We start from the raw sequence: 15,359 nt of genomic DNA, 5'->3' as shown, positions 1-15,359 counted from the left end.
CTTTAATTCGTTTGTTCGTTTGTTCGTTTGTCATAGTCTACATAAATATGCCCACGAACCTATTCGCTATAGAAACAATAATAAATCCATTTGTTGCACAAACAAAAACGCTACCCAATCGGGTAGCGCTAATGAATAGAGTGATGAAGCAACTAAAGCTAAAGGTTATTTCTTAGCTTTTTTCTTAGCTGATTCACTGACCCATTTACCGTTTATAAATTTAGAAGACCAGCCGGTCGCTTTGCCATCAACTTCAGTAGCAACATGCTGCTCCTTCGTCTTACGGCTAAATTTAACCGAGGCTTTGTTACCTTCATCATCTTCCACTGGTGCGTCAGCAAGATACTGATATTTAGGCCATAACAAATCACGATACTGAACTAACTCTTCCACTAGAGGCGCACGTGTTTCACGGGATTTAGGGAAAGTACTCGCCGCTAAAAATATTCCAGCAGCACCATCACGAAGCACAAAATGGGCATCGGATTTAGTACATTTTAATTCAGGTAGAAAAATTGGGTCTTCTTTTGGTGGCGCCGCTTCGCCGCTTCTCAGCAACTTACGGGTGTTCTTACACTCCGTATTGGTACAACCAAAATACTTACCAAATCGACCGTTTTTAAGTTCCATATTATTGCTGCAGCGATCGCATTCAATGATCGGACCTTCATAACCTTTAATCTTAAATTGTCCGGCTTCCACTTCGTAGCCATCACATGACGGGTTATTACCACAGACATGTAATTTACGGGTCTCGTCAATGAGATAACTGTCCATCGCTGTGCCACACTTCCCACAACGATGTTTAGCTCGTAGCGCTTCAGTTTCAGCATCTTCATTGTCACTAACCGCTTCTTCACCTGGGGTTAAGTTAAGCGTAGTCTTACAACGTTCTTTCGGCGGTAACTCATAACCAGAACAACCTAGGAAGACCCCTGTTGAACCCGTTCTGATCCCCATTGCACGGCCACAGGTTGGACACTTAATGTCGTCTGTCAGTACCATTTCATTGGGGCGCATGCCGCCTTCATCTGGATCTAACTCGGCCAACAATAATTGCTTGGTAAAGTCGCCATAAAACCCATCGAGTACTTTTTTCCAGTCCAGTTTACCTTGAGCAACATCATCTAATGTCTGCTCCATACTGGCGGTAAAATCGTAACTCATTAACTCTTTGAAACTGCCCACTAAGCGTTCGCTAACAATCTCACCCATTTTTTCAGCAAAGAAACGGCGATTATCAACTTTGACATAACCACGATCCTGAATGGTTGAAATAATCGTCGCATACGTCGATGGACGACCAATACCTCGTTTTTCAAGCTCTTTAACTAAAGAGGCTTCGCTATATCGAGGCGCTGGCTTAGTAAAATGCTGTTTTGGCGACAGGGTTTCAAGCACTAACTTGTCACCTTTTTCAACCACTGGCAGCGTTTTGTCTTCTTCGTTTTTCTTACCCATCTGCGGTTGAACCCGAGTCCAACCATCAAAGCGTAAGGTACGGCCACTGGCTTTTAATTCGTAATCACCCGCGGTTACCGTTAAACGTGTCGCATCATATTGTGCCGGTGTCATTTGACAAGACACGAATTGACGCCAAATAAGCTCATACAAACGCTGAGCGTCTCTTTCCATATCGGTTAAAGATGCTGACTGCACAGCCACGTTTGACGGTCTAATAGCCTCATGCGCCTCTTGAGCGCCCTCTTTACTACCATAACGAATAGGTTCTGCAGGTAAATACTTGTCACCAAACTCAGAACCAATCATTTCACGTAAGTTTTCAACCGCTTCTTTACTCAAATTAGTTGAATCGGTACGCATATAGGTAATATGACCCGCTTCATACAAGCGCTGAGCCATCATCATGGTTTTCTTCACACCAAAACTAAGACGAGTACTGGCAGCTTGCTGCAATGTAGAGGTGATATAAGGTGCTGAAGGCTTGCTTGAAGTGGCTTTATCTTCACGGGCAGTAACAACAAACGTTGCATCACCTAGTGCATCAACCGCCACTTGCGCTTGCGCTTTACTAATCGGCTCAAATGCAGCAGATTGATATTTCATCACCTGCATTTTTAAGCTAGCTGCGGTAGGGGTATTTAACTCAGCATGGATATCCCAAAACTCTTCTGGAACAAACGCTTTAATTTCACCTTCTCGCTCGACTACAAGGCGAACAGCAACCGATTGAACACGTCCCGCAGATAAACCACGAGCGACTTTTTTCCATAATAATGGTGACACCATAAAGCCGACAACACGGTCTAAAAAGCGACGCGCTTGCTGGGCATTGACCATATTGGTATCAAGCACAGTCGGTTTACTAAACGCATCTTGAATCGCAGTTTTAGTAATTTCGTTAAACACAACCCGCTGATACCGTGAAGCGTCACCACCAATAATTTCCTGTAAATGCCAGGCAATGGCTTCACCTTCACGGTCCAAATCCGTTGCGAGATAGATTTTATCAGCAGTTTCTGCTAACGCTTTTAGGTCTTTAACGACTTTTTCTTTGCCAGGCAATATTTGATATTTGGCTGCCCAGCCTTTATCGGGATTCACACCCATTCGCGCCACAAGCGCTTGTTTGTCTCTGATCAGCTTATATTGAGCTTTTTCTTCAGGAGGTAATTTTCTAACTTCTGCAGCGGTTTTAGTCGCAGTTGTACCGTCAGAAGTAGACGAAGTTGGTAAGTCACGGATATGACCTACACTCGACTTCACGATGAAGTCTTTACCAAGATATTTATTAATTGTCTTGGCTTTAGCCGGCGATTCGACAATAACTAGCGATTTACCCATAGTTTTATTTGCGCCAAAAAGTCTCGAGAAAAAGAAAATTGATTCCATATATAGAGGGTTGAGACAAGATTTTCAAGTTAATCCCTCTTTTACACGGCTAGTAAGTCATTTTTTAATCAAAAATAAAAAATGTAAAAATAATATGCGTTTTTTAAACGTAATTTGTCACTTAATGATACTTACGAGCACCTTCAGTGCATTTTTAGTCATTCATACACATTTGTACAAATTAACCACACCTTGTTAACCCTTATAGCTCCAGTATACTGGCTTCAATTAGCGTTAACTGACATGAACAATCACGTTCCTTTTTTATAAGTAACACAAATATGCGCAACTACAATAATAATTATTCACTAAAATTCTCAAGGATCACGAATGAAGCATTTTGAAGCGAACTTTGATGGCTTGGTAGGACCAACCCATAACTATGCCGGATTATCGTTTGGTAATGTGGCCTCATTTAGTAATGCGGCCCAAACCTCAAATCCTAAAGCGGCAGCTAAACAAGGTTTGCAAAAAGCCAAGTCATTAGCAGATTTAGGTATGGTGCAAGGCGTATTAGCCCCACAAGAGCGCCCAGACCTTTACACATTGCGTCGAATTGGTTTTTCTGGGTCTGACACTGAGGTTTTACAGAAAGCTGCTCAGCAAGCACCTGCGCTACTTAATGCTTGCTGCAGTGCTTCGAGCATGTGGACCGCTAATGCGGCGACAGTGTCACCCAGTGCTGACACTCGTGATGGAAAAGTACATTTCACACCAGCTAACCTAGTCGATAAATTACACCGTAGCATTGAACCTATCACCACAGGGCACATTCTACAGTCAACATTCAATAATGATCGCTATTTTAAACATCATCAGCATTTACCCGAACACGCAAGTTTTGGTGATGAAGGCGCTGCAAATCATACCCGTTTGTGTTCTGAATACGGTCATAGTGGAGTAGAACTTTTTGTTTACGGCCAGTCAGCCACTCACCCTAACGCTCCAAAACCTACAAAATATCCTGCTCGACAGACATTAGAGGCTTCTCAGGCAGTAGCACGTTTACACCAACTTGAAGAGGAAAGCTGCGTATTTATGCAGCAAAACCCTGATGTGATTGACCAAGGCGTGTTCCACAATGACGTCATTTCAGTGGGTAACAAAAATGTGCTCTTCTACCACGAACAAGCGTTTTTAAATACCGAAGTAAAGTTCGATGAAATTCGCCGAAAAATGAACTCTGATATGCATTTTGTCAAAGTCACCACAGAGCAAGTATCAATTGATAATGCCGTTCGTAGTTACTTATTTAATACCCAAATCATCACCCTACCTTCAGGTGAAATGGCCATTATTGCACCCACAAATTGCCAAGAAAACCCTGCAGTATTTGCTTATTTAAATGAACTTGTTACCTTAGGCACGCCGATCAAACAAGTGCGCTATTTTGATGTAAAACAAAGCATGCAAAACGGGGGGGGGCCAGCCTGTTTACGTTTACGAGTGGCGATGAACGAACAAGAAGTCGCCGCGGTTAACCAAAACACATTAATGAATGACGGTTTATTTACTCGCTTAAATACATGGGTTGATAGACATTATCGTGATCAACTGACCGTTAGCGATCTAGCCGATCCGCAATTGATTATGGAATCGCGCACCGCATTAGATCAACTCACACAAATCTTGAAGTTAGGCAGTGTTTATCAGTTCCAACGATAAAACACCTACTCATTAAAAACAAAAAAGAGCCATAAATTTGGCTCTTTTTATCGTCATCTATATCGATTGTTAATCAACCTATTACTCGGCGCAGTATGAAAGTAACTGCATAAAGCTGCTAACACTTGCCGTACTGGGTTGAGTCTCTATTCAGCAGACTTTAGCAACCGGTGTACAACCCAGGGTGATTAATGATAATTCCTCGGTTCAAAGTATTGCTGCCAAACAGGCCTCTTTTATGTCGCTGTTAGCTCTTGCCTGAGATAAAAGCGCCGATTATTACCGTCGCGATAAAATGCAAGTCGCCATGATCAACCTACCCCAGCGCCGCGCATTTAAAATGGGAGCCGATAATAATATGCTCGATGGAGTGTGAAGTATGAACAGCAAGAGCGGGAAGACCTACTGCAAGTTGCCTATATACTCGTCTTAAAGGCGATTAGTTGGTATCGAATTGGTATTATTCGTCACGCAATCAACACCAATTTAATCCGCTAACAACACGAGAAAGCATGACAACATCATTATTGTTCAAGGTTTAGACTGACCAGGCACGAGCATTTTACATCGCTATCGCTTTAACCATACCCTGTTACTGATCGCCGCTTAATCACCATGCTACAGAAAGATCGATTTAACGATGACCCGGTTCTATTGATAAACCTTGGCGCAATACCCTCGCGACGATAAGACAATAAGACGATATGACGATAAGTCGGTATTTGAAAAAACATTCTGCTCAACTGCTTAGCACCTATCGATTAAGCATACATAAGGTCATTTAAATAAGCTAAACGTGTCACAGAGTCAAATTCACAGCAAGAATAGCTTGCTCACTAAGCTGCTTAGCGGAATTTACATCCTCTTGCAAAATAGCCTAGCGCAATAGTTTATAATCCACTCCATCACTGTCCTTAATTAATGCGAATGGCAATGACATCATGCTACAATCGGCCATCATTACGGTGGCAACATAACACCAACATTATGCAATAGTATTTTCCTAGCCTGAGATTTTTTATGAAACAACTGTTAGATTTTTTACCACTGGTCATTTTTTTTGCAGTCTACAAGTTGTATGACATCTATGCCGCAACGGCTGTACTGATTGCGGCAAGCGCGATCCAACTCGTCATCACTTACCTATTGTATAAACACATCGAAAAAATGCTTCTAGCTACCTTTGCCATGATCACTGTGTTTGGTTCACTTACGCTATTTTTTCACGATGATGCCTTTATTAAATGGAAAGTAACCATTGTTTATGCTTTGTTTGCTATAGGATTAATTGCCTCTCAAATGATGGGCAAACCTGCGCTAAAGAGCATGTTAGGCAAAGAAATGAAAGTTGACGATAAAATATGGACACAAATAACATGGTATTGGGTCAGTTTTTTTGTAGTATGTGGCATCGCCAATATCTATGTTGCGTTTAGCCTACCGCTAGAAATGTGGGTAAACTTCAAAGTATTTGGCCTAACCGCCCTCACCTTAATTAACACGGTTGTCACGGTATTGTACTTATATAAACATATGCAAGAAGACACCACTCAACCCAATGATGACCAATAACTTATTTTATAACAACGATTAAAGGAAGTAGTGATATGTGGTATATGATTTCATCTCAAGACGTGGAAAATAGTTTAGAAAAGCGTTTATCCGTCCGCACCGAACATTTAGCCCGCTTACAAGCGCTCGCCGATGAAGGCCGTTTATTAACCGCCGGCCCCCATCCTGCCATTGATAATGAAAATCCGGGGGAAGCCGGTTTCACAGGATCATTAGTTGTTGCTGATTTCCCTTCATTGGAAGATGCACAAGCTTGGGCTGATGTGGATCCTTATATTGGTGCTGGCGTGTACAAAAGCGTTATCGTTAAGCCATTTAAGCGAGTGCTTCCTTAATGAAAATAGTGTCTTTTAATATCAATGGTATACGTGCGCGCTTGCATCAATTGCAAGCCCTAATCGACAGTCATTCTCCTGATATTATTGGCTTACAAGAAACCAAAGTTCATGACGAAACGTTTCCTGTCGCTGATGTAGAAGCCATGGGGTATCAGGTGCATTTTCACGGCGGTAAAGCCCATTATGGTGTGGCCATGCTATCAAAAGCCGAACCTATTGAAATCATTAAGGGTTTTGAAACTGATGCTGAAGATGCTCAACGCCGATTGATTATTGGTAAATTTACCCAAGCTAACGGTCGTATATTAACGGTCTTCAATGGATACTTCCCACAAGGTGAAAGTATCCATCACGAAACTAAATATCCAGCTAAGCGTAAGTTTTATCAAGACTTGATGTTACATTTAGAAAAACATCATAACCCAAGTGAAGACATCGCGATTATTGGCGACATTAATATCTCGCCAACCGATTTAGACATCGGCATCGGAGAAGTGAACGCCAAGCGTTGGTTAAAAACCGGTAAATGCAGTTTTCAACCTGAAGAGCGTGAATGGTTAGCGCGTCTGCAGCAATGGGGCTTTATCGACAGCTTCCGTCAATTACACCCAAGTCGCACGGAACGTTACTCGTGGTTCGATTACCGCAGTAAAGGCTTTGTTGATAATCGTGGTCTTCGGATCGACGTCATATTAGTGACCGAATCATTAGTACCACGCTTAATTGAATCTGATGTTGATTATGATTTACGGGCTATCGATAAACCGTCAGATCATGCTCCTATTTGGAGTGATTTTAGCTAAAAGCGGATAGGTAAAAACAAATAGCCTAACAACTAAATCGCTTCGCTACTCGAAACGATAAAAGCTATGAGCGTGTCTCGCTTATAGCTACTTTTTACCAGTACTGCTCCCCTCAGAACCGACTCACCTCAACAGGCTAATGCTAACCCTTGGTAACGAGCCGCCTTCACGGGTCTAACATATTGGTACTATATTTTTCACTTATTCACTTATTCACTTACTCACTTATTCACTTATTCACAATAAGTTTCGACTCGACACTTGCATTCACACTTAACAGAATCAATAATTTAGATAGGATATCCTCTAAAAGGTCAATTTGAATCGATAAGATTGTACTCAAATTGAATAAACCCTAGCCAGCTAAGTGAGTATTGATAAGCAAACGTGAATAATTTGCCTTCTTGGTTATCATCACCACCAAGTCTTGTGTCATTGCCGGTAACCAAAAATCCTCAACAGGTAAATTATACTGTGCTGCGAATAATCTTTACTGAGTAAGATATCGCTCGATTGAAAATCCTTTTCCACCACAGATAGCCATCCGTGGTGTTCATTAAGCGGGTTGCTTAGATAAATTGACGGGGTAAACTGACACCATGAGGCAAATGCCAGTTTGCTTCAACATGACTAATACAAGTCAACTAACTCAAAAACCACCACTCAAAAACTATTACTTAAACACTAATACTAAAAAATCATACTCAAAAACTAATACTTAAAAACAACCACTCAAAAACTGGGTAAGATAACAAATACCTGGGTGCTTTATGTCAGCTAATCAAAAATATCCATGATCTTGGATTTGATAAACAGTCAGTCAAAACTAGATTTTATATTGACTTAAAATCGACGCTAATCCCTTAGACGATTGATTCAAATCGTTAGCTAATGCGCCTGCTTTTTTGGAAGTACTGCGAATAGTGTCCGATTGCTGCCGAATTTGATTGAGCTGTGAGCCAATATCTCCGGCAGACACACTTTGTTGTTCGGCAGATGCCGCTATTTGGCTGCTCATATCAAACACAGCATTGATAGACTGTGCCATATGAGTAATATCATCACCGACGGCTTTAATACTCGTACTACCTTGATCTGCTTCTTCAACAATCACATTAGTAATACTGGTCAGTTTTTTAGAGCCTTGTTGTAAGTCTTCAATCATGTTTTGAATTTCAACGGTCGCTTTTTGGGTCCGTCCTGCGAGGGTACGCACTTCATCCGCGACTACCGCAAAACCGCGACCTTGTTCACCTGCACGCGCCGCTTCAATGGCTGCATTTAATGCCAATAAATTGGTTTGCTTTGAAATACTTTCAATAGTGGTAACGGCAGCATTAATTTGGGTCGCATCGCGGGAGAGTTGATCTACCGATGAAAATGCTTCGGCAATACGCTCAGACAAATAACTAATACGTTTAACCGCATCATTAATCTTGCTTTGGCTTTGATCCATTTGTTTAGCATTTTGCTTGGTATTTAATGACGTATCACTTGCGTGATGTGACACATCTGCAATGGCTGCTGTCATTTGATCCATGGCGTGTGCCACCGAGTCTAAGAAGTGATGCTGCTGATCAATTAACTCATCATTGGTGCTGGCTTGGTGAGTAAACTCATTGGCAGCAACCGCCAATGTTTCAGCATTACTGCGGATCGCCCGCACCATTTCACTCATGTTATCAGCACAGCGATCAATTTCGGTGGCGATTAAGCTAAAGTCATCAGTGCCAAAAAAGTGTAATCTCAACGTTAAATCACCATCGGCTAGACGTTTTATTGCCATGTACATGTCCCATAAGCCTCCGCCTAATGAGGTTGAGATCCAGTAACTCAATTGGAATAAGGGCAATAAACCAACCAGTGCCATTATCAACATAAAACTCGTTTGGCTTAACGGCTCTTGTTCCCACTGTTGAACATTTTGACTCGCGGTTAAAAACTGATTACCAACGCTCGCAGATGCCGTCACTAGATCACCGCGACGAAAAGTATTGTCGCCACCAGATAGCTGTAATTGATTATCTTGTGCAAATTGCTCAAGGGCATCATTGTCTAAGTCTTGGTTATTGGCTACAGAGGCATAACTGGCAACACTTGCTTTAACGCGCTGTAACGATGTTTGCTCTATTAAGTCCTGAGTTTGTTGGTAATTCATTAGTGCGACAACACTGGTGATCAATGCAACCAGTGAGCAAACAACCCAAAATTTTCCATTAAGGCTAAATTTAATCAAAATTGCATCTATTTTTCTAAACTGGATTTGCTTCATATATAAGCTTCCTAAGGCAATTTACCACTATCTCAACAAACGAGAATAAGATTAAAAACGAAAATTACATTACACAAAAGTAAATTAATCAATAATATAGACGAGCCTAGTTAATCCGAGTTGAGGTTGGTCATTCACATTCACTCGCTATTCAACTTAACCTAATATCAACTATTGTTGCCCCAACATAATAATAATGCCCAAGTGCGAACATACTTGGGCATAGGCTAATATATTATCGGCTTAAGATGGGTAAACTTAAATACCATAGCTCAGGTAAATGGCTACACCGATAAATGTTTATTAAGCGGTAAATCGCGATATCTTACTCCCGTGGCAGCAAAAATGGCATTGGTTAAACTCGGTGCCACTGGCGGCACCCCTGGTTCGCCAACACCAGCAGGTTTTGCCGTAGACTCGATTATATAAGTCTCAATATCTGGACATTGCGGTAAACGTAATAACGGATAGTCATGAAAATTAGATTGTTCAACTTTGCCATCTTTAAAGGTTATTTCGCCCATGGTCGCTAAGCTTAATCCAAAAATGATAGCGCCTTCTAGTTGTGATTTCACCCGATCTGGATTTATCACTCTACCGGCATCAATCACCGCTATGGAGTTCAATACTTTAAGCTGTTTATCCACCACTTCAACTAAAGTTGCGACCGCAACATAACTGACAAAACTGCGATGAACAGCCATACCCCAACCTTGATTTTTAGCCGCTTTCGGCGCATCAGCCATTACCGCTTCTAACTTATCCAACACAGTATGATAACGACCCACGTCCACCGGGTGATCAGCTAACTCTTCACCGTAATTTCCATAGGTGAAATTTTGATTTTCAAACGCTTCTAGCCTAGCGTCACCCAATAAATCACGCCACATTTGCACACAGGGTTTATTGGCATTTACCGCTATTTCGTCGACAAAACTACCAATACCAAAAGCATGTTGAATATTGCAGACTGATCGCATCCAACCAATACGTGTGTGCGCCGGTGCTTTAACCGCTTCAAGTTGAATATGTTTAAGGGCTAGCGGCACATCACTAAAGCCTAAATCCAGTTCGCCAGCTGAAGGATATTCAACCCCTTCAGCAAATGTTGAGCTGATTGACGGAAAGCCAGTACGCACTAACAATGCGGTTGGCATCTTATTGCTGTCGAGTGAGACTTGGTACATTTGCGCACTGATCGCATGGTAATAGCCATTTTGAATTTCGTCTTCACGGCTCCAACATACTTTGACTGGTTTATTGAGCTTTTGCGATAAAATTGCCGCTTCAACACTAAAATCAGGCTTAGATTTACGCCCAAAGCCACCGCCCAATAACGTCACGTTAACAGTAACTTGATCTTCTTTAAGCCCGAGTGCGCCGGCTACATGTTGCTGAGTACTTTGTGGTGTTTGACTCGAGGCCCACAACTCGCAACCATCAGCAGTCACACTCGCCGTTGCCACTGGCGGCTCCATCATTGCATGGGCTAAATACGGTACGGTGTAAACGGCCTTAACCGTTGATGCTTGTGGCCAATCAGTGACTGACTCACCTAATTGGCGCATCACTTTACCCGGCAGGTTAACGCGCTCAACCAAACCTTGCAGGTAGGTGTCTGAATTATGGCTATCATTAATCGATTTAGACCAGGTGATGACTAATGCTTTACGCGCTTCAATCGCACTCCAGCTGTTAGTTGCAATCACAGCAACACCGCCTAAAGCCTGAAATAATGGCGCCCCTTTAGGTACAGGCAAGGTAATAATATCGACTACACCGGCTATCTTACGGGCTTTAGTCTCATCAACGCTAACCACATCACTGCCCAACACTGGCGGACGAGTGATACTGGCATATAACATTCCATCGAGTTTAATGTCATAACCGTATATTGCTTTGCCTGTTAGCATCGCATCCATGTCGACAATGGTGTGCGATTGACCAATATGGGTAAATTCACTTTCAGGCTTGAGCACCACCGAATCTAATTCTGGCATCGGTAATGTCGACGCCGTGATCGCTAACTCGCCGTAATTAAGGCTTTTGTTACTGCCCCTATGATGGACTTTATGCGCCTTAGCGTACACCTCGGTCACCGGAACTTGCCACACTTGAGCCGCGGCTTGTTCGAGCATGGTTCTAGCCGTTGCGCCCATTTGGCGCATACGATGATAGTGCTTACGAATACTGCGGCTACCATCAGTGTTTTGGCTGCCATAGCGTTTATCTGCTAAGCCTTGAACCACGACAACATTGTCCCAATCAGCCTCCAATTCGTCGGCTAAAATTTGCGGTATGCCAGTTCGGATCCCTTGTCCCATCTCAGAGCGATGACAAGTCAAGTACACCTTATTGTCTTCACCAATGGCGACAAACAAGTTCATCAGCGCTTGCTTATCTTGAGCTAAGGCCATTGGACTCCAGCCTAAACCCGTGGCCCCTAATGCGAGTCCGCCACCGACCGCGCCAAATAACTTTAATACGTTACGGCGGCTAATATTTTCAATCGCTTTGAATGTGGTCATGATCACGCCTCCGAAGCCGATTGAATCGCAGCTTTTATCCGTGGATAAGTGCCACAACGACAGATATTGCCCGACATCGCATCAGCAATTTGGGTTTCAGTGGGTTTAGGCGTGGTGGTTAATAATGCTGCGGCAGACATTAATTGTCCCGCCTGACAATAGCCACATTGCGGTACATTATGTTCTAACCAAGCTTGCTTTAGCTTTTCAGCCTCAAGACCTTCAATAGTGGTCACCTGCTTGCCTTGTACTTGCTTTAAGCTGGTTAAACAGCCGCGCATCGGGCTGCCGTCAACATGAATAGTGCATGCACCACATAGCCCAGCTCCACAACCAAATTTTGTCCCAGTCAGGCCAAGGATGTCACGCAATGCCCATAGCACAGGCATATTAGGGTCGGCATCAAGGGTAAAATCCTTTCCATTTACCATCAATTTTTGTGTTGGGGTTGTCATAATCACTCCTTAATTAGGGTCTATTGATCTTTTGTGGTTAACGTTTGTTCGACACAAACAGGCTAGCTCTTTTTGTGAATGTATGATGCGCCCAATGCTTAGAGACAAAGTCTCTAAGCTGGCTAATACCTTGCAACAAAGACCCATGTTTACATAACATGTTTACAAATCGTGTTTACAAAATAAGTGCAGCCGTTTAGCCGGATCTTTCAGGGTACATTGGTTGCTTATTTCTACTTCGTAATCGTTTGTGCAGCTAAAATAACGACCCGCTATTCGCTCTGACTTGGATAACATCGCCACAAACGGCTACAAGATTCATCTTAAAAGATCAGCCGGCACTGTCCAACCAACGTGCTAAGTCAGCCGGTGTATCAATATCAAATTGGGCTTGTTCCATATGAATAATATTCAAGCTATTATTTTTATCATGCTGTTTTAAAATACTTTTTGCACCTTTATCGCCATCAATCGACAACAGAGCATTAATATCCTTAGCTAAAAAGATAGCTGGAACGCCGACACTGTGCCGGTAAAAAGCACTGCTGGTTAAGTTATTGTGCCTATATGCTTGGATCAATTGCAGATAATCATCGCCTTGCAGTGCGACTTGGTCGGCTAACACAATTAACAACGCATCCGCCTGTTGGCTTTGAGCATAGCGCGCGGCGAGTTTCACCGAACTGGACAAACCTAATTGCCAATCATGGTTGATAAGTCGATGATGCTTGGCGGTAATAGCTAACACTTCATCTGTTTGATGCGCACCTAACATCACCACCGCTGGGGCAATGCCCGCTGTTTGGGTGACGTGATCGAGTGTTTGCAGGCAATATGCGAGTAAGCTTTGTTCACCTTGCACTTTGGCGACAATTTTAGCGCCGTTAAAACGACTACTTGCACCCGCGGCTAAGATCACCGTAATAATTTTTGGCATTATCAATGGCGCATTCTCTAGGTTGTTATTACAGCATTACCGTATCAAGACTGGTTAACTTACTTTGATAAAGCACGCCATGGCATTGGGATAAGATACTCAGTCCAACCGAACCAGACAGCTCGCCACCTAGCGCTAACCCTGCTGGCGCCGAAAAATAGCCACTAAAGTCGTCAACCGTTAACTCAGCCATGTTCAACACTTTGTCACGACGATGAGTTGGACCTAATAACGAAATATAAGCCAACGGTATGGTTTGGAGTACCTGTAATGTTTTAGCATCGATTTGTAAATTATGACTCATCACAAAAGCGGCATCTAAACTGGCCAAAAGTGTTTTTGACACTGCTGCCGTCGGTTTTTTAATAATCTGACATCCTGGGAAATCATAAGTACGCGCATAGGCGGTACGTTCATCAAACACACTGACTTTCCAGCCTAGTGTTTGCGCCATTTGTGTAATCGGTTGTGCATCTAAACCGCCACCAAAAATACCAATATGTACTGGCGGTCTAAGCGGAATATGCAACACAGAGCTAGCTTGATCGATCACGGTGCGGGTTTTACTATTGAGAGTGATCGACGCAGGTCGCTCAGCATCTTGCTCAACAAAGTGACCTGCCAATTGGTGGGCCGGCGTACCATCCGCCACGATATCAAGTTGATATTCACCTGCATCACCACGCATTAAAGCGTCATGAACACGAACTAAACCAAGATAATTGTTCGATTTATTTAACGACACCATCATAATATTAACGATACCACCACAACCCAGCTGATAACTGGTATCAGACTCATCGGTTGCGTCATAGGTTAACTGAATAACTTGCTGGGTTTGAATTGCACGCTGGGCGTGACGACGTAGATCCGCTTCAAGGCATCCACCACTTAACATCCCCAAGCTTTTACCCATTGGATGAAATAGCATTATGGCGCCAGGTTTACGGTAAGAAGAGCCTTGCACTTGAGTAAGAACGGCGACTACCCAGTCTTCTTGATAAGAAGGTAACCAGGTATCGAGTAAATCAACGAGGTGTTGAACCATTTGAACTGTCCATCATAGGTAAACGCAGTCTATTAAGCTAACAGACTCTCTATACAATGCAAAGAATCAATGGTTTCAACTTATTAATAAATAACCTCAATGATCTGATTACATAACAAATTATTAATCAAATAACTGATCGGCAACAAAAGGGTTATGTTGTCGTTCATCGGCAAACGTCGACATGGGTCCATGGCCAGGAATAAAACTCACATTATCCCCTAATGGCCACAATTTGGTGGTAATAGAGTGAAGTAAGTCCTGATGGTTAGATTGCGGAAAATCAGTACGACCAATAGAGCCTCGAAAAAGCACATCCCCCACCCATGCTAAGTTAGCGGTCTTGTTATAAAAAATGATGTGTCCAGGGGTATGCCCGGGGCAATGCAATACTTGTAAATGCTGCTCACCGACACTCACGTCATCATTTTCATTAAGATATTGGGTGGGTTTAAAGGCTTCAACACGCGGAAAACCAAAGTTCTGACTTTGTTTCACTAAATTTTCTAACCAAAATTTATCGTCAATGTGCGGACCTACGATCGGGATCGCTAATCTTTCTGCTAATGCCGCTGCGCCGCCAACATGATCAATATGACCATGGGTTAATAATATTTTTTCAACACTCAAGCCTAACTTGTCCACTTCAGCTAAAATTCGTTCAATGTTGCCACCCGGATCGACCACGGCAGCTTTCAAGGTTTTTTCGCACCATATGACACTACAATTTTGCTGAAAAGGCGTTACAGGGATGATTTGATATTTCATCGACAACCTCGTCCTTAATAATTATTAAGATAATTATCGGTTAATTTTATCTAGGCAGATTGGGTCTAGATAGCTATTAAACTTAATCTCCATCAAGTTACTGATTGTTAATATACAAGA

Annotated in this window: 11 protein-coding genes; 4 read left to right on the top strand and 7 right to left on the bottom strand. The window is 42.6% G+C overall.

Going from position 1 to position 15,359, the window contains the following annotated elements; all coding sequences use genetic code 11:
* Nucleotides 1-165 precede the first annotated feature (165 nt).
* A complete protein-coding gene (topA, locus tag AAEY93_RS04665; RefSeq protein ID WP_124011795.1) occupies nucleotides 166-2,805 on the bottom strand; it encodes a type I DNA topoisomerase in 2,640 nt (879 codons plus the stop codon).
* Nucleotides 2,806-3,183: 378 nt separating this feature from the next.
* Between topA and astB the strand changes: the two genes are divergently transcribed.
* From astB to xthA, 4 genes are all read left to right on the top strand, one after another.
* Nucleotides 3,184-4,518 (top strand): N-succinylarginine dihydrolase, encoded by a 1,335-nt coding sequence (gene astB, locus AAEY93_RS04660; RefSeq protein ID WP_351075202.1) that lies wholly within the window; start codon nucleotides 3,184-3,186, stop codon nucleotides 4,516-4,518.
* A 1,020-nt stretch (nucleotides 4,519-5,538) separates the two neighbouring features.
* Nucleotides 5,539-6,090 (top strand): septation protein A, encoded by a 552-nt coding sequence (locus AAEY93_RS04655; protein WP_101032153.1) that lies wholly within the window; start codon nucleotides 5,539-5,541, stop codon nucleotides 6,088-6,090.
* 35 nt (nucleotides 6,091-6,125) lie between these two features.
* A complete protein-coding gene (locus tag AAEY93_RS04650) occupies nucleotides 6,126-6,425 on the top strand; it encodes a YciI family protein (RefSeq protein ID WP_101032154.1) in 300 nt (99 codons plus the stop codon).
* Nucleotides 6,425-7,231, top strand: a complete 807-nt coding sequence (gene xthA, locus AAEY93_RS04645; protein ID WP_351075199.1) for an exodeoxyribonuclease III — start codon at nucleotides 6,425-6,427, stop codon at nucleotides 7,229-7,231. Before AAEY93_RS04650 ends, xthA begins: the two co-directional genes overlap by 1 nt.
* A gap of 826 nt (nucleotides 7,232-8,057) precedes the next feature.
* On the opposite strand, the gene AAEY93_RS04640 is transcribed toward xthA, so the two are convergent.
* From AAEY93_RS04640 to AAEY93_RS04615, 6 genes are all read right to left on the bottom strand, one after another.
* Entirely contained in the window at nucleotides 8,058-9,503 is a 1,446-nt protein-coding gene (locus AAEY93_RS04640) for a methyl-accepting chemotaxis protein (protein WP_124011798.1), read from the bottom strand.
* A gap of 284 nt (nucleotides 9,504-9,787) precedes the next feature.
* Nucleotides 9,788-12,031, bottom strand: coding sequence for a xanthine dehydrogenase family protein molybdopterin-binding subunit (locus tag AAEY93_RS04635; protein ID WP_351075197.1), 2,244 nt, complete (start codon nucleotides 12,029-12,031; stop codon nucleotides 9,788-9,790).
* 2 nt (nucleotides 12,032-12,033) lie between these two features.
* Nucleotides 12,034-12,486 (bottom strand): (2Fe-2S)-binding protein, encoded by a 453-nt coding sequence (locus AAEY93_RS04630; protein ID WP_101032158.1) that lies wholly within the window; start codon nucleotides 12,484-12,486, stop codon nucleotides 12,034-12,036.
* A 331-nt stretch (nucleotides 12,487-12,817) separates the two neighbouring features.
* Complete coding sequence (locus AAEY93_RS04625) at nucleotides 12,818-13,423, bottom strand: nucleotidyltransferase family protein (protein ID WP_124011800.1); 606 nt, start codon at nucleotides 13,421-13,423, stop codon at nucleotides 12,818-12,820.
* Between the two features lie 28 nt (nucleotides 13,424-13,451).
* The gene (locus AAEY93_RS04620; RefSeq protein WP_101032160.1) at nucleotides 13,452-14,471 is read right to left on the bottom strand and encodes an XdhC family protein; all 1,020 of its coding nucleotides are present in this window, start codon (nucleotides 14,469-14,471) and stop codon (nucleotides 13,452-13,454) included.
* A 123-nt stretch (nucleotides 14,472-14,594) separates the two neighbouring features.
* Nucleotides 14,595-15,239 carry an MBL fold metallo-hydrolase gene (locus AAEY93_RS04615; RefSeq protein ID WP_124011802.1) on the bottom strand — a complete coding sequence of 215 codons (645 nt, stop codon included), beginning with the start codon at nucleotides 15,237-15,239 and terminating at the stop codon, nucleotides 14,595-14,597.
* Between the last annotated feature and the right edge of the window lie 120 nt (nucleotides 15,240-15,359).

Origin of the sequence: Shewanella sp. CAL98-MNA-CIBAN-0140 (genome assembly GCF_040309905.1) — a bacterium.
GTDB lineage: Bacteria > Pseudomonadota > Gammaproteobacteria > Enterobacterales > Shewanellaceae > Shewanella > Shewanella psychromarinicola.
Note: the sequence above shows the minus strand (reverse complement) of the source record. Positions and strands in the feature narration are given on the sequence as shown.